Origin of the sequence: Prodigiosinella confusarubida, assembly GCF_002847015.1 — a bacterium.
GTDB classification, from domain to species: Bacteria; Pseudomonadota; Gammaproteobacteria; order Enterobacterales; family Enterobacteriaceae; genus Prodigiosinella; species Prodigiosinella aquatilis.
Window position 1 is genome coordinate 2,756,091 of the sequence record NZ_CP025085.1, and the last position, 16,452, is coordinate 2,772,542.

A 16,452-nucleotide genomic window follows, 5' to 3' on the forward strand; every position below is an offset into this window, starting at 1 on the left:
ACTGTGCCTCTTTAACGGGCATGAAGGCTATTTGCGGGAACCAGTGAATATAGGGCAGCATCGATCGGCTGCTGCCGGATGATGATCCGGTTTCTGGCGATACCTTCATAGTGCGCTCCCGCTTTCTCTGCCACCCGGCGACTGGCCCCGTTTTCTTCGCCCGTCACAATTTCCAGCCTGGTTAGTTTTAGCTGACTGAATCCGTATACGGCTATTGAGTTAACGGCTTCAAGTGCGATACTTTTTCCTTGCATGGATTGCCGTACCCAGTAACCAATATTGCCCATTTGGCGAATCGGCTGAATTTCATTAATAGAGATACCACCTAAAAATCTTTCGGATGTCCGGTCAAAAATATCAAGATCAACCGCGGTATGTGCCTGCCTGCTCTGGTCACAGAAGGTGAACCAGTCTGTGGCTTCTGTAGTGCTGTAAGTGGATGTACACCAGGGTAGCCAGCGCCCGACAGTGTTGACAGACTCCAACACCGCCTCGACAAACTGGGGAATATCATCATTGGCGAAGGGGCGAATCACTAGTCTGGATGTCAGTAAAGGGAACATAAACTCACCTGAATGCGTATCGGTCATTTGGATTCATTTGGCGCCGGAAACGTGGCGAGAGTATCCAGTAATAGCTGATCTTGTTCTTCCGCAGGCATATAGACCAGCATGCGGTCGCCATTACGTGATGCTGTCCACCAGTTGATCTGTCTCAGTGAAATGATGCCGAGATTCGGGTGGTAGAAACGTTTTACTCGATCATCAACGCCCTGAATTTCGTAGTGTTGCTGCCATAACTGACGAAATTCTTCTGATACGGCAAGATAGCGCTGCAATTGCGATTCCCATCGCCGGTCGCCAGCATGTTCCGCCATCTGTGCGCGAAACATAGCCACAATATTGGGCAAAAATTCATGAAGATCGACCAGGTGCTCTCGCCAGCCCTGATGGGTTAACGCCAGGTAGATGCAGTTGCGATCTTCTGGTGGAATCTGGCGCAGATCGATATTTAGCAGGCGGCACCAAGACTGGTTAAATCCAAGAATAGTAAAACGGGCATTGACAATAACGGCGGGAAAGGGGTTGAGTTGGTCAAGGATCCGCTGACTGGCAGCACTAATTTTTTCGCAGCTTGCCTGCACTGATGGTGAGAATGGTAAACCTGCCAGCATAAACAGATGCCGGGTTTCCACCTCATTGAACTGCAATGCATCGGCGATAGCCGTTAGCGTTTTGACTGAAGTACGAATAGGTCGCCCTTGCTCTAGCCAGGTGTACCAGGTAATGCCAACATCGGCCAATAGCGCCACATCCTCTCGTCTCAATCCGGGAGTACGTCGCTTGCGGGGCACTGCTAATCCCAGACGCCGTGGGTCGAGACTTTCACGGCGCGAACGCAGAAACGTACCCAATACTTTACGGTTGTTCTGTATGGTTGGCGGAGCTTTAGCTTCTGACTGCGGATTAACATTCATTATTGCCATTACGTGTCTTCTTCTATTCTGACAGGTAGTGTTTATACCAGGATAATCAAGAACTGGTACCCGTTTAATTTACAGGTGATGCTAGCTCCGGTTGGTTCTTAACGCAATGGGTACAATTATGAAACATGCTTCATCCACCCTGGGGTTAAGCAGTATCGGTCTGGTGATTTTATTAACCGGACAACTGCTGCCGATGATTGATTTTTCGATAGTCAACGTGGCACTGGAGTCTATTGCCCATTCCCTGTCGGCCAGTCCTGCTGAGCTGGAGCTGGTGGTTTCTGTTTATGGCGTAGCTTTTGCCGTTTCTCTGGCGATGGGAGGGCGGCTGGGCGATAACTATGGCCGTCGCCAGGTCTTTATGATGGGGGTCTTTTTATTTGGGCTGGCCTCTCTGCTGTGTGGTATTGCGCAAACGGTATGGTTGTTACTGGTGGCTCGGGCATTGCAAGGTGTGGGTGCGGCGTTGATTGTGCCGCAGATTCTCGCCACGCTGCATGTCTGTCTGCGTGGTAGAGAGCATGCGCATGCCATCGGTTTGTACAGTGCCATTGGCGGGTTGGCGTTTATTGTCGGACAAGTATTGGGTGGGTTACTGATTCAACTGGATATTGGTGGTTACGGCTGGCGTAGTGTATTCCTTATTAACCTGCCTTTTTGTCTGTTGGTGTTGACCTGTGCTCCGCGATGGGTACCGGATACCCGTGGTGAGAAAAAGGTGGCGCTCGATCTTCTTGGCATTGTGGCATTGTCGCTGGCGATTATCTGTCTATTGTTTCCACTGGCACTTGGCCCGATATGGCACTGGCCGTGGCAGTGTCTGGCGGCGCTGGCTGCCACGCTGGTGCTATTCCCTCTGCTGTTGTGGATTGAACGTTACCAGGAACGACAACAGCGAGCACCGTTATTGCCCCCAGCTTTATTGCGTCTACCCAGCGTCCGGTTGGGATTAGTGATTGCCGTGCTGTTTTTCTCCAGTTGGAGCGGATTCATGTTCGCCGTGGCTTACACATTGCAATCTGGTGCAGGGTTTACGCCGTTACAATCAGGGAACAGTTTTATTGGTCTGGGGTTGGCTTATTTTATTGCTTCACTATTCAGCAGTCGAATAACGGGACGGGTTGGCAAAACGCGTGCTCTGTTGATTGGGTGCACCATCCAGATGATCGGATTGTTGCTATTGATAGCCACGCTGGTATGGGTGTGGCCCGTGTCGGAAGGGGTGTATTTATTACCCGCAACGTCGGTAATTGGGTTCGGCCAGGCATTTATTGTCAGCAGCTTTTTCCGTATCGGGCTGTCTGATGTCCCTATGGTGCATGCGGGTTCTGGTAGCGCACTGCTTTCCACGGTGCAACAAGCATCGTTGGGGTTGGGGCCTATTTTACTGGGAACGGTGTTGGTTCAGACGCTGCATTTTACACAAGGACGATTTTTGACCGCGCTGATCGTTACGTTATGTGCTGAATGGGGATTGATGCTGATATTAGTACTGCGTACAGGCCTGGTGTTGCGTAAGGAAAACCACGAGCCGCAACAGGTCACTATTACATCTTGTGTGGCGGTGGATATTCAGAAAAACAATTAATTGATAATGAAAAAATGCCAGTCAGTAAAACGCTGACTGGCATGATGAACGCCGATGACGGGGATTATTTCAGTACTGCCAGTGCGGCATCATAATTCGGTTCGGTGGTGATTTCGTTCACCAACTCGCTGTGCAATACGATATCGTTTTCATCCAGTACCACAACCGCACGAGCAGTCAGGCCTTTCAATGGACCATCAACAATGGCGACACCATAGTTTTCTTTGAATTCAGCGCCACGCAATGTAGAAAGCACCACTACGTTATTCAGCCCTTCTGAACCACAAAAGCGTGACTGGGCGAATGGCAGATCAGCAGAAATACACAACACAACGGTGTTTTCCAGCTCGGAGCCCAATTGGTTGAATTTCCGCACGGATGTTGCGCAAACGCCGGTATCGATGCTGGGGAATATGTTCAGAATTTTACGTTTGCCTGCGTACTGGCTGAGAGCAACGTCAGAGAGATCTTTGGCAACCAATGAGAACGCGCCGGCTTTGCTACCCACTTTGGGAAAGACCCCGGCTACGGGTACTGGATTGCCTTGAAAATGTATGGTCTGTGACATGTCTGCGTCCTTAGTTACATGTGGTTAACATGCTGTTCAGTGTAGGGCAATACCCTCAAATTTGATATAAAAAATTATGCCCCAACAGGTTAACCATCGGGTCAAGATAACGCTCATTTGCCGTGTCTGCGGCAATGACGGGCAGCTCGGCAGTAATACATAGCAGCGCTCTGTCGGCACACCAACTGCCAAACGAGCCCGGTGTGCCATACCCTACATTGTCTACCTGCGGTAAGGAAAAATGGTAAGCCATCCATGTGCCTAGTACAGAACATTGTGGATCATCAATACAGGCCAATGGTTCATGAAATGACACGACCCACGGAGGGGAGAGTCGATCAATTAACTGGCACAATGCCTGGGTTTCCGGTTCGGACCCTGGAGCATCACCGGTCGATAGCGTGACATCCCGCGCCTTAGTGGCGTCACTCCAGCGATAAACGGTTTCACCTGGTTGCCAGTTACTGGCCGGAAAGTTGCGGTTGATATCGACACCATTGGCATTGGAACGTATCCCAAGCTGACAGCCATCCGGGTTTACCGCCAGAATGACATGATGATGACGGTGGCCTGGCGCCAGGCTGCGCATGGCGCAGGACAGCGCGATGGTAGAAGCGGTTTCATCTCCGTGGGTGCCTGCAATGATCAGCCCGCTACCGCTATGCTGAATTTCAGCAGGGAAATAAAGAAGTGGTGCGCCCAGTCTTGAGTGACCATAAGGTTCACTGGATGTGGAGAAAAAGCCACGTGATTGCCTGTCTCGATAGGGTAATGCATGTTGCGTCATTGCTGTATTCCTGCGTCATCATTGTCAGGTTCATCATAGCAAATAATACTTCTGTGATGCCGCCGGGAATAACACCCGTAATATAGTCATAATGGCTGGATGTAAAAGCGGATTTTTGACTATTATAACTCACGGGATAGTAACCATTTTTTATGCGGTAAGGTGAAATATGTGTATTTGTGATATCAGTGTCGAGGACGTCTATGTTCGTTTGCCCTTATCGGCTTCCGTCGCCTGGATGCTGGATCGGCAGGCGGAACGTAAGCTGGGGTGGAAACGTTTTTTAGCACCGAAGAAAAATGTCCGCCCAAGCTGGAAACTTAAACCGCTACAAGACAGTTATGAAGTTCGCTTTTATCCAAAAAGAACGCCAGAGCTATGGTTTTTCAGCGCGGAAAATGCTGCCAGAAAGCGTCTCTAGGCATAACAATGGTTCATGTTCCCCTGTTGCTGATATTCGAACAGGGTGGTTATCAGGTAAGGTCAATTCATCATGTTATTTCGTTATTCCATCCTGTGTGGCGGGTTATTTACAGCGTTAATGAGCAGCGTCAGTGCCGCACAAGTGCCTCCGGGAACCATACTGGCTGAAAAGCAGGAAATTGTTCGTCATATCAAGGACGAACCTGCCTCACTGGATCCGATAAAAGCGGTGGGATTGCCGGAAGCGCAGGTTATTCGTGACCTGTATGAAGGCCTGGTCAATCAGGATGCGTATGGCAATCTGATCCCCGGCGTGGCGCTACGTTGGCAAACCAATGATAACCGTACGTTTATTTTTACATTGCGTGACAATGCCCGTTGGTCCAATGGTGATCCGGTAACGGCCAAAGACTTTGTGTACAGTTGGCGCCGTCTGGTTACACCGAAAAATGCTTCACCATTTGGTTGGTTTGCCCGTTTGGCTGGCATTCTCAATGCCGATGAGATTCTGGCGGGTAAACTACCGGCCGAGAAACTGGGCGTGATCGCAATGGATGACCACACTCTCAAAGTACAACTGAATAAACCCGTACCCTATTTTGTCAGCCTGGTAGCTAACTTCAGTCTTTATCCGGTACATCAGGCCACGTTGGAAAAATACGGTAACGACTGGACCAAACCCGGTAATTTAGTGGGCAATGGTGCGTTTAAACTGCAAGACAGGGTGGTGAATGAAAAGCTGGTGCTGGTGCCGAATGATGACTATTGGGATCATGCCCATACCTGTCTGACCAAAGTTACTTTCGTACCGATTAACAGTGAATCGAGCGCGACTAAACGCTATCTGGCTGGAGATATCGATATCACGGAGTCGTTCCCCAAGAACATGTACCGAAAGCTGATGAAAGAGTTACCAGGTCAGGTTTTTACGCCGGATCAACTGGGAACGTATTATTACGCCTTCAATACCCAGCGCGCTCCGACGAATGATCCGCGGGTACGCAAAGCGCTGTCGTATGCTATTGACCGGCAGGTTATTGCGGAAAAGGTTTTGGGAACCGGAGAAAAACCTGCTTATCACTTTACGCCGGATGTGACGGCAGGGTTCAAGCCTGCACCCGTGGAATTGCAGCAATATTCACAAGAAGAGCTGGATGCTCAGGCCAAGGCACTGATGGCGATTGCCGGTTATGGTCCCGGAAAACCATTGAAGTTGTCGTTACTGTACAACACACAGGAAGTGCATAAGAAGATTGCTATCGCCATCGCCTCAATGTGGAAAAAGAAACTGGGTGTGAACGTGAAGCTGGTCAATCAGGAGTGGCAGACCTACATCGATAGCCGTAATACGGGAAATTTTGATGTAGTACGGGCGTCCTGGGTAGGGGATTACAATGAGCCTTCAACATTCTTGTCTCTGTTAACGTCGAATCACAGCGGTAATATCGCTCGTTTCAAAAATGCGGATTATGACCGGGTGCTTGAAGACGCCGCGGGACAGACCGATGCCAAGATGCTGAATGACGACTACAACAAAGCCGAACAGATACTGGCGGACCAGTCCCCGATTGCACCGATCTATCAATATACCAACGGACGGTTGATCAAGCCGTGGGTAAAAGGGTACCCGATTACCAATCCGGAAGATGTGGCATACAGTCAAACACTCTATATTCTCAAACATTAGCCACTCACTTCCGAATGTCAGTACGGGGGCGTCCATCAGGGTGGGTTGGGTTTATAATACCGGAGGTAACGTGTGGTAGCCATTGAAGGAAAATCATTACAGCAAACAGGGGCCGTTCATGCTTACCAACTGGATGGTGACGGCGGCGTTATGCCGATTGGCGAGCATGGCACGCTTAGCAGCACCAAACCCTGCTGGCTGCATCTGGATTCTACCCAACCTGACAGCATCCGATGGCTGAATGAAACGACGTTACTGCCTGACAGTATACGTAGTGCTCTGGCGGGAGAAAGCGCCCGTCCCCGGGTGAGTCGACTGGGTGAGGGGATCATGATCACGCTGCGTAGCATTAACTACAACGCCAATGCCAGACCGGATCAACTGGTGGCTATCCGGGTCTTTATTACCGACCAGTTGATCGTCTCTACCCGGCGACGTAAGGTCGCGGCGATTGATGAGGTTGTGGACGACCTTAAGAATGGTAATGGTCCTACTGATAGTGGCAGTTGGTTGGTCTCTATTGCGGAGGCGTTGACTGACGACACCAGCGAATTTATTGATGATCTGCATGAGCGGATTATCAATCTTGAAGATAGCCTTTTGGATGAGAATATTCCGCCACGCGGCCAACTGGCTCTTATCCGTAAGCAACTGATTGTGATGCGCCGCTATATGACGCCGCAACGTGATATTTTTTCCCGTTTGTCCAGTGAGCATCTTCCCTGGATTCAGGATGACGACCGTCATCGGATGAAAGAGATTGCGTCCCGGCTGGGGCGGGGGCTGGATGATCTGGATGCCAGTATTGCGCGGACCGCCGTTATCGCTGATGAAATAACCGCACTTATGACCGATGCTTTAAATCGCAGAACTTACACCATGTCCCTGCTGGCGATGGTGTTTTTGCCGTCTACATTTCTTACGGGGTTATTTGGCGTTAATCTGGGTGGCATTCCCGGGGCCGGGAATCATTGGGGATTTGCCGCGTTTTGCCTGATGTTGGTCATGTTGGTATTTGGTGTTACCTGGTGGTTAAAACGCAGTAAATGGTTATGAAAAAACAATGATTCTTATTGCACAAATAATCACACTCTATGAGCAGTAGACAGAAAATCACGGCAATATTGAGCTATATCAACATTTTTTACCCATTGGTACGGCACTATCACCCCCGCAGGTGAATGCAACGTCAAGCGATGGGCGTTGCGCTCCATATTGTCTTACTTCCTTTTTTTGAATTACTGCATAGCACAATTGATTCACACCATGCCGACTTTATGTCGGCATTTTTTTCGCCGGTAGTAAGGATAAAAAATGTCTTGGTTTGAGGCGTAACTCCTCTGCGGGCGCCCCATCCATTACCTGGTTAAACGATTAGCGCCTGGATTATTTGATTTCCAGCACGTCCAGTTTTTCCGGTGAGGCAGTGACATCGTCATCGTCATCATCATCTGGTCGCCAGCCTGACGGTTGCAGCGGTAATATTTCACGATCGAACGCCAGATCACCGCCATTTACCACCTCGCTATCGTGAGTAATGGATTTAAAATCAAACAGAGCGGTATCACACAGATGGGATGGCACTGCGTTCTGCATGGCACTGAACATGGTTTCTATCCGGCCTGGGTAGCGTTTGTCCCAGTCACGCAGCATGTCCTTGATGACCTGACGTTGCAAGTTAGGTTGAGAACCGCACAAGTTGCACGGAATAATCGGGAACTGCCTGGCATCAGCAAAACGTTCGATATCTTTTTCGCGACAATAAGCCAATGGGCGAATCACCACATGCTTGCCATCGTCGCTCATCAGTTTGGGCGGCATGCCCTTTAACTTGCCACCGTAGAACATATTCAGAAACAGCGTTTGCAGAATGTCATCACGATGATGACCCAGGGCGATTTTGGTGGCGCCTAACTCAGTGGCGGTACGGTACAGAATGCCACGACGCAGACGCGAGCACAGCGAACAGGTGGTTTTCCCTTCTGGAATTTTTTCTTTCACGATGCCATAGGTATTTTCTTCCACGATATGGTACTCGATACCCAGGCTGTCCAGATACTGTGGCAGTATATGTTCAGGAAACCCCGGCTGTTTCTGGTCCAGATTAACCGCCACCAGCGAAAACGTGACGGGCGCACTGCGTTGCAGATTGCGCAGAATTTCCAGCATGGTGTAACTGTCTTTGCCGCCGGACAGGCAGACCATAATGCGATCGCCGTCTTCAACCATATTGAAATCGGCAATAGCTTGTCCCACGTTACGGCGCAGGCGTTTTTGAAGTTTGTTCAGATTGTATTGTTGATTTGGTTTAACTATTGGGTTCTCTGTCATTTTTTAATCTGCTAAAAAGGATTGGCACCCGCTGACAGTAGTCAACATGCATCAGTATGATGTGTATGGTACGGATTGCAGCGACGAATGCCAGATCGTTTTACGGCGGCGTTCCATAATTCACCGGTTGAAGAAAGCGAATAACTCGCTTTTTGCTCACCTTTTTGTTTTCGTGGCTGAAATACAAAGCGTAACCGCTGAGTTTCAGTGAGCCGGTGCTCCCGATGAGGGTAGATGATTTTTCTCCGAGGTTTTTCCCCTGTGAGTCCCTTTACGCTTTTAATGCTTCAATCGCGGGAGTAAGACGGGACATCGTGCGGATACCTGCTTGTGTGTTTATTCATGTGAACGCCAGTCTGGGCAATTCAGCGCAGACTGGCGTTTGCTATGTGCAGACGACCAGATTTATTGGCAAAGCCTGTCAGTTGGATTAAACGACAGTGGGATCCAGGCGGCGAGTTTCGTCAAGTGAGATTGTCAGTTCATCCTTCGTCATACGTACGCAGTAGGAGGGCATCCCTCGCTCAAATCTCCAGCCTTCAGACAGTGCCCCTGCATCCACAGTGTCAAAACCGAACGCCTCGTAGAGTCCGGTTGCGATCCTTTTACCATCAATGTCATTTCCAGCGAGAGGTAGTGCCCGGCGTAAAGCATTGCCGGCGGGCAGACCATCACTTACAAGCTGGGTCATTGGAATGGCATTGAATGCCTTAGTGATCTTCGCGCCAGGCAGATGACTGGACAGAAGTTCACTTGTGGTCGTCGTCTGTTTATCCAGTTCAGCAATATGACCATCGCGTTCAGGATAGTAGTTGACTGCGTCAATGACCTGTTTCCCTGAAAGCGCTGAGACCGGTAGCTGCCCGATCGCGGTAAGGGGCACGGCAATCACAACGATGTCACCGAATAGGGTGGCCTCACTGGCGGTGCCTGTTTCGCAACCGATCATCGAACGAAGACTGAATAGTGTCTGTGGCCCACGCGAGTTACTGAGCATTACCTGATGCCCGGTCTTGATCGCAAGTTCAGCAATCGCCCGCCCCACAAAACCTGCGCCGATAATACCGATTTTCATCACTCTTTCCTTTCAAATATCTTCTGGAAGAGAAAGAATAATTAAACACCTTGTGTTGATAAATGATAATTAATGGCATAGATAAACAATATATAAGAGGGAATCATGGACCGACTGACCAGTATGAATGTCTTTGTCAAAGCGGCAGAGCTTGGCTCCTTCGCCGCAGTGGCAGAGGCTTTACGAATTTCGCCGCAGATGGTGGCGAAGCATGTGGCTCGGCTTGAGGCGCGATTGGGTACCACGCTTCTGAGCCGAACCACTCGTCGCCAGCACCTGACTGATATTGGTCGTAATTACTATGAACGCTGCAAGATTGTGCTTGCAGAGGCAGATGCCGCCGACGCAACCGCACTTGAGATGAAAGTCACACCTTCCGGCACGATCCGGGTGAATGCACCCGTGACCTTTGGTGCTGTAGCTCTTGCACCTTTCATTACGCGCTATCTGGAACACTATCCCGATACTCAGGTCGAGCTAACGTTGAGTGACCGAGTTGTCGATCCGCTTGAGGAGGGATATGAGGTTATTATCCGTATCGGCGAACTGACTGACAGTCCGATGATTGCCTATCCTTTGCGGCCTTATCGACTGATTGCCTGTGCCTCGCCTGATTATCTTGAGCAGAAAGGTGTGCCAGAAACGCCTGCTGATCTTGTGCACCATTCGTGTCTTATCTATGGAATCTGGTCTCCTTCCATGCCTTGCCGTTGGTTGTTTTACAAGGCGGGAAAAACCGAAGAAGTACGGCCTGAAGGCCGGTTTCGCTCAAATGACTGGCGGGCGCTCCTGTACGCGGCAATCAATGGCTATGGTGTGACGCTGGGTCCTGAAGATGTACTGAGGGAAGAAATCAGTGTGGGACGTCTGATACAGGTTCTGCCGAATTATGAAGGACCCGTTCGCCCGATGAATATGCTGATACCCGCCGGGCTGCGACAAACGGTAAAAATCAGAAGTTTTGTCAACGCGGTTAGCGAAGCTTTTGGCCTGCCGACATGAGTGTGATTTTAGTAATGTAAAGAAGCGGGATTAATAGACACTGCTGTCACATACATCGCTTCAATTATCGTTAATGATCGAAAGGTATATCACCCCTAAACCGGAGATAAACCGAGGTTTCTCTCTCCCCATGTTGTAAATTGTGGTAAATAGGATTATTACGAATAATAGGAAAACGGTTCAGGAACCAAAAAGAATGAAGTTGTCACAATGGTTTTTGGCAAGCACCGCATTGATCTTAGTGGCTTGCAGCAGCAATGAAAACATAGAAACCGCTTCAGCAAATTCACCGATGATGTCTGCTCAGGATATGGCCACCTTGCAGAATGATGGCTCGTCAGTGGCCGTCATTTGTACGCTGGCTGGTGGGAAAATGGGCATATCACGACAATTGAACGGTGCCCGTATTGGAACCTGTTTGCTGACTAACGGTAAACGCTGTGATGAGCAGGAATTAATGAGCGGAACGTGCTCTGCTGGCTGAATTCGGCAGTAGGCAGAGGCTACCGTCGCCAATGCGTTGGATATTCACGGGTTCAGTAGGTTAGGGCACTCTTCATTGCGATTGATTTGTTGCAGGTTTTGCAATGTGGTTTGTGAAATGCTGGTCAGTGCTTCTTCAGTCAAAAATGCCTGATGACCGGTAAACAGCACGTTATGACAGGCGGAAAGACGCTGGAAAATATCGTCCTGAATGACGTCATTTGATTTGTCGGTAAAAAACAGGCCGCGTTCGTTTTCATAAACATCCATGCCTAATGCGCCAATTTTATGCTGTTTCAGCGCGCTGATGGCCGCCTGAGAGTCAATGAGCCTGCCACGGCTGGTATTTATAATCATCACGCCATCTTTCATTTGTGAAAATGCCGTTTTATTAAGCAGATGATGATTTTCCGGTGTCAGGGGGCAATGCAGAGAAATGACATCGGCATTGGCATACAGTGTTTTCAGGTCAACATATTTAGCACCCAGTTCCAGCGCCTGTGGGTTTGGATAAGGGTCAACAGCCAACAGGTGCATACCAAATCCTTTCAGGATACGCATGGTGGCGATGCCAATTTTACCGGTGCCAATAATTCCGGCCGTACGCTGATGCATATTAAAACCAATCAGCCCTTCCAGTGAAAAATTGGCATCGCGGGTTCGCTGATAAGCGCGGTGAATGCGGCGATTCAGGCACAGCATCAGACCAACAGCATGTTCAGCTACTGCCTCCGGCGAGTAGGCCGGGACACAAACCACTTTTATTCCCAGCTCAGAGGCAGCGGCCAGATCAACATTGTTAAATCCTGCGCAGCGTAGTGCCAGGGTTTTAACGCCTAACTCGGCTAATTCCGTCAATACTTCTCGTCCACCGTCATCATTGACAAAAATACATACGGCCTCACTGCCGGTAGCGGTTTTTGCGGTACGCGGGCTGAGCATGAAATCAAAAAATTCCAGTTCGTAACCAAAGTGCTGGTTAACCTGTTCCAGGTATTTACAGTCATATTGTTTGGCGCTGTAGATGGCCAGTTTCATGGCAACGGCTCCAGATTATCGGTTAGTTGTTTCTAAATAGTAAACTAACAGAAAACGATAAATAAAGAGACAAACCGTTACCTAATTAATGGTAACGGTTTGGAAATGATAAGAGAGAAAAATGGTTTAATGTGTGTTACTGAAGACTGAAACCGCTTCCGCCATGGTAGTGATCTGGCTTTGCAGACGTTCGATTTCAGTGCTGGCGTGGCTGGCAAGGGTGGTATTTTGTCGGGTAGCGTCGTCAATGTTGTTCACTGCATCATTGATCTGACTCATCCCGATAGATTGTTCCTGTGTCGCATGGGTGATCTGTTTCACTAATTCGTTTACTTGTTGCACTTGATGATGAATGTGACTCATGGACTTCGATGTATGTTCAACCATGCGGTCGCCGCTATTAATGTTATCAATAGTCAATTGAATGATGCTGGCAATATCTCGCGCTGATGAAGCACTGCGTTCTGCCAGCATGCGAACTTCCCCCGCCACAATAGCGAAGCTTTTACCCATTTCTCCGGCATGGGCAGCCTCTACCGCGGCGTTGAGCGCCAGAATATTGGTACGGAATGACAGATTATTCAGTACACCGATAATATTGTTGATTTCGTGACTGGAATGGATGAGGGTTTTCATCGTCTGGGCCACCTCCTGGACGGCTTCTTCTCCAGCACCTGCGGCCTGATTAGCCTCCTGAGCAAAGTTTTCCGCCAGTTGGGTGGCAGAGGCATTGCTTTTAATAGTGACAGTGATTTCTTCCATAGAAGACGCGGTATTTTGCAGATTTTCTGCGGTTTCCTGACAACGTTGGCTCAACATATTGTTGCCTTTGGCTATCTCGGCACAAGCTGTACGTAGCTCGGCCAGTTGTCCGCTAACATCATCGACAAAGGTACGAAAATTCATTCCGGACTGATTTACCGCACGTAACAACATTCCAACTTCATCAACGCGTTTAAGTTCAAATTTAAGATCGGCTTGTCCGGAAGCCGCTTTAATCGCTTGTTTTAGTATGCTCTCTAATGGTCTGGCCAAATGTTGTACCAATAATTCACTGGTAACCAAAGCTCCAATAAAAAGAAATAAAGCAAAGAGTAGTGTTACGATGTTGGCAGGAAAGACGTAGATTAAGAGGCCCAATGCTAATAGTAGAAAAATAATAAAGTAAACTCGGATACGCCAGCGCACGGGAATAATTTTAAACAAACTTAACAATTTTAATGAGCCTTTATAAATCAGCAGTCCCTGATATAACTCTCTGGTTTTTAATTTTTCTTCATTTATGTTCTTATACAAACTGTCGGCTTCTTTTATTTCATGTGCCAACGGTGTCGTGCGTACCGACATATATCCCGCGATATTCCCATTTTTAATTAACGGTGTCGTGCTGGCTTTTACCCAGTAGTAATCACCGTTTTTACGACGGTTTTTCACTATTGCCGTCCAGATTTTTCCAGATTTGAGCGTAGACCACATGTCTGCAAATGCAGCGGGCGGCATGTCTGGATGACGCACAATATTATGTGGTTGATCGATGATCTCAGCAAAGTCATAACCACTAGCTTTAATAAAATCTCTATTGGCATAAGTGATATGACTGTCTGGTGTTGTCACCGACATCAGTTTTGTTTTTTCATCTAACACATACTGAATATCACTGACTGGAAAATTCTTACGCATCGTTCAATCCTTGTGCTTTGGGAAAGTGTTATTGCTAATATTCAAAAAGAAGCTAACAATTGAATTCATTAATGGCAAGGATAGATATTCATTAGACACGAAAGTAAAAAATGCTGACTAATAAATAGACATACACTGTTTAATTTTCATGTTTGTTATTCATTTTTCCCATTACTGTACTCAAATGATAATGTTTATTATTTTAATAAATCAGAAGTAATTAATATCCATAATAGATTATCTTGCTTAAATTTTTGCCAATAAAAATAATAGCAGCGTGAGTGATTTCGCTATTCCATCATTTATACCCCAAATCATTCGAGTTGCAAAATGGCGGTAGGTGAAATGGAAGGTAATGGGTTGAATGTGCCCCACTGATATGTACAGTTTATACCAGTGGGACAGTCGTATATTAATTAGAGGCACTAAACACTGACACCGCTTGCGCCATCGTGGAGATCTGTTGTTGCAAGTGACCGGTGGCGGAATTGGATTGACTGGCTAATGCCGTGTTCTGATGGGTTAGCGCATCAATCTTGTTTACCGCGTCGTTAATCAAGTTGAGTCCCTGTGATTGTTCCTTGGTGGCCATGCTGATCTCATTCATCAGACGGGTAACTTGTTGCACTTTCGTCAGAATATTGCTCATCGACTTATTGGTGTGAGCAACTTGCTGATCGCCGGTCCGGATACTGCTAAGTGTGTCGTCAATCAGTTCAGCAATATTTTTGGCTGAATTGGCGCTGCGTTGCGCCAGTGAACGAACCTCACTGGCAACCACGGCAAAACTTTTCCCCTGTTCGCCAGCATGTGCCGCCTCTACGGCGGCATTAACAGCCAATATATTGGTTTGAAAGGCAATATTATCCAGTACACTGATAATATCGGTAATTCGCTCACTGGCTTGGGTAATGGTATCCATGGTACTGGCGACTTCAGAAACCGCTTTTTCACCAGCATTCACTACCTGATTAACGTCCTCGGCATATTCTGAGGCCCGGACTGACGCATCGGCATTGCTTTTGATAGTGGCAGTGAGCTGCTCGACGGACGCGGCGGTTTGTTGCAGGTTTTCCTCGGTTTTTTCACAACACTCCGCTAACGTGCTATTGCCCTGGGCTATCTCGCTACAGGCATTTTTCAACGCATTCAGGTTATTATTCACGTCATCCACAAAGGTGCGAAAGTTCATACCGGACTGATTTACCGCTCGCATCAACATACCGACTTCATCTGCACGATTGAGTTGCACCAGATTATCCGCCTGTCCGGCTGCTGACCGCATTGCCTGTTCCAGAATCCGTTCAATCGGTTTGGCAACATGCAGTACCAACAGCTCACAAAAAAGACCGCTACAGAGTATCAACAACGGAAACAGCATCCATACCAGGGGTGTATGGATCAACAGAGAAAATACCATTGCCAGTGGCAACAGGCCTAACAGGGCAAAATAGCTACGAATACGCCAGCGCAACGGCATGGTTTTGAACATGCTCAGCCATTTTAGTGGTCCGCGATAAACCAACAGGCCATAATGGAAAGTCCGGTGTCGAAGTTTGCCTTCGTTAACCATGGCGTAGAGTGTTTCCGATTGCTGGATCTCTTCCGATGATGCCGCTGTGCGTACTGACATGTAGCCGATCAGTTTCCCTTCTTTTTTCAGCGGAGTTGTACTGGATTTTACCCAGTAATGATCGCCGTTCTTACATCGATTTTTTACAATACCCGTCCAGATTTTCCCTGCTTTTAGCGTACTCCACATATCAGCAAAGGCTAAGGGCGGCATATCCGGATGGCGGATAATGTTATGCGGTTGATCCATTAACTCGTCGGACTGATAACCGCTGACCTTAATGAAATCTGCATTGGCATAGATGATATGGCTGTCAGGTGTGGTGACGGACATTAATTTGGTGCTGGCATCCAACGGATACTGATGTTGGCTGACAGGATAGTTTTTGCGCATTACTTAATCCCTTTCGTGCATATCCTGATGGTGATTCTGTTATTGAGGTGACAGATACCGTCCAGGTAACTACAACATTGATAGCCCCAATGAAAAGTGACGTACTATTGGCGTATTTATGTAACGACAAAAGTGAAAGATAAGAACGACTCATTTCAATTGCTGTGTATATGTAAAAATTTTACCACCCGCGAGTGAGTTGGATGTATGTATTTTGCTGTGAAATGTGAGCTGAATGGTTAATGTAGAGGCAAGTTAATGGGTACTTCGTACCAAAGGGTAGACATGACGAGGATGAAACAGTGCCAAAAAATAATAACCATGCGGAATAATTCCTG

The 16,452-nt window shown here is 48.1% G+C and carries 15 protein-coding genes and 1 pseudogene; 6 read left to right on the plus strand and 10 right to left on the minus strand.

The window, feature by feature from the left end; genetic code table 11:
* Nucleotides 1-11 precede the first annotated feature (11 nt).
* Nucleotides 12-590, minus strand: coding sequence for a GNAT family N-acetyltransferase (locus CWC46_RS12445; protein ID WP_021016243.1), 579 nt, complete (start codon nt 588-590; stop codon nt 12-14).
* Nucleotides 587-1,486, minus strand: a complete 900-nt coding sequence (locus tag CWC46_RS12450; RefSeq protein WP_021016242.1) for a helix-turn-helix transcriptional regulator — start codon at nt 1,484-1,486, stop codon at nt 587-589. Before CWC46_RS12450 ends, CWC46_RS12445 begins: the two co-directional genes overlap by 4 nt.
* A 118-nt stretch (nt 1,487-1,604) precedes the next feature.
* On the opposite strand from CWC46_RS12450, the gene CWC46_RS12455 reads away from it, so the two are divergent.
* Nucleotides 1,605-3,074, plus strand: coding sequence for an MFS transporter (locus CWC46_RS12455; RefSeq protein WP_084297640.1), 1,470 nt, complete (start codon nt 1,605-1,607; stop codon nt 3,072-3,074).
* Nucleotides 3,075-3,138: 64 nt separating this feature from the next.
* Here the strand turns inward: CWC46_RS12455 and tpx are convergent, their stop codons facing one another.
* Together tpx and mpaA are read right to left on the minus strand one after the other, a co-directional pair.
* Complete coding sequence (tpx, locus tag CWC46_RS12460) at nt 3,139-3,642, minus strand: thiol peroxidase (RefSeq protein WP_021016240.1); 504 nt, start codon at nt 3,640-3,642, stop codon at nt 3,139-3,141.
* Nucleotides 3,643-3,697: 55 nt separating this feature from the next.
* Complete coding sequence (gene mpaA, locus CWC46_RS12465; protein ID WP_021016239.1) at nt 3,698-4,429, minus strand: murein tripeptide amidase MpaA; 732 nt, start codon at nt 4,427-4,429, stop codon at nt 3,698-3,700.
* A 169-nt stretch (nt 4,430-4,598) separates the two neighbouring features.
* Here mpaA and CWC46_RS12470 point away from each other — a divergent pair, with 169 nt between their 5' ends.
* From CWC46_RS12470 to zntB, 3 genes are all read left to right on the plus strand, one after another.
* Complete coding sequence (locus CWC46_RS12470) at nt 4,599-4,850, plus strand: hypothetical protein (protein WP_021016238.1); 252 nt, start codon at nt 4,599-4,601, stop codon at nt 4,848-4,850.
* Nucleotides 4,851-4,922: 72 nt separating this feature from the next.
* A complete protein-coding gene (locus CWC46_RS12475; RefSeq protein ID WP_021016237.1) occupies nt 4,923-6,539 on the plus strand; it encodes a peptide ABC transporter substrate-binding protein in 1,617 nt (538 codons plus the stop codon).
* Nucleotides 6,540-6,611: 72 nt separating this feature from the next.
* Entirely contained in the window at nt 6,612-7,595 is a 984-nt protein-coding gene (gene zntB, locus CWC46_RS12480) for a zinc transporter ZntB (protein ID WP_021016236.1), read from the plus strand.
* Between the two features lie 330 nt (nt 7,596-7,925).
* On the opposite strand, the gene ttcA is transcribed toward zntB, so the two are convergent.
* From ttcA to CWC46_RS12490, 3 genes and pseudogenes are all read right to left on the minus strand, one after another.
* On the minus strand, nt 7,926-8,870 hold the full coding sequence (ttcA, locus tag CWC46_RS12485) for a tRNA 2-thiocytidine(32) synthetase TtcA (protein ID WP_021016235.1): 945 nt from the start codon (nt 8,868-8,870) through the stop codon (nt 7,926-7,928).
* A 44-nt stretch (nt 8,871-8,914) separates the two neighbouring features.
* A pseudogene (locus tag CWC46_RS23275) lies at nt 8,915-9,204 on the minus strand (site-specific integrase); the annotation flags it as partial.
* A gap of 96 nt (nt 9,205-9,300) precedes the next feature.
* Nucleotides 9,301-9,945 (minus strand): NADPH-dependent F420 reductase, encoded by a 645-nt coding sequence (locus tag CWC46_RS12490; protein ID WP_021016234.1) that lies wholly within the window; start codon nt 9,943-9,945, stop codon nt 9,301-9,303.
* Nucleotides 9,946-10,050: 105 nt separating this feature from the next.
* On the opposite strand from CWC46_RS12490, the gene CWC46_RS12495 reads away from it, so the two are divergent.
* Both CWC46_RS12495 and CWC46_RS12500 read left to right on the plus strand, forming a co-directional pair.
* On the plus strand, nt 10,051-10,947 hold the full coding sequence (locus tag CWC46_RS12495) for a LysR family transcriptional regulator (RefSeq protein ID WP_021016233.1): 897 nt from the start codon (nt 10,051-10,053) through the stop codon (nt 10,945-10,947).
* A gap of 196 nt (nt 10,948-11,143) precedes the next feature.
* Nucleotides 11,144-11,431, plus strand: coding sequence for a putative hemolysin (locus CWC46_RS12500; protein WP_021016232.1), 288 nt, complete (start codon nt 11,144-11,146; stop codon nt 11,429-11,431).
* 44 nt (nt 11,432-11,475) lie between these two features.
* Here CWC46_RS12500 and CWC46_RS12505 read toward each other — a convergent pair whose 3' ends face one another.
* From CWC46_RS12505 to CWC46_RS12515, 3 genes are all read right to left on the minus strand, one after another.
* Nucleotides 11,476-12,468 carry a 2-hydroxyacid dehydrogenase gene (locus tag CWC46_RS12505; RefSeq protein ID WP_021016231.1) on the minus strand — a complete coding sequence of 331 codons (993 nt, stop codon included), beginning with the start codon at nt 12,466-12,468 and terminating at the stop codon, nt 11,476-11,478.
* A 126-nt stretch (nt 12,469-12,594) separates the two neighbouring features.
* Nucleotides 12,595-14,148 carry a methyl-accepting chemotaxis protein gene (locus tag CWC46_RS12510; protein WP_021016230.1) on the minus strand — a complete coding sequence of 518 codons (1,554 nt, stop codon included), beginning with the start codon at nt 14,146-14,148 and terminating at the stop codon, nt 12,595-12,597.
* A gap of 412 nt (nt 14,149-14,560) precedes the next feature.
* Complete coding sequence (locus CWC46_RS12515; protein ID WP_021016229.1) at nt 14,561-16,114, minus strand: methyl-accepting chemotaxis protein; 1,554 nt, start codon at nt 16,112-16,114, stop codon at nt 14,561-14,563.
* Nucleotides 16,115-16,452: the final 338 nt, after the last annotated feature.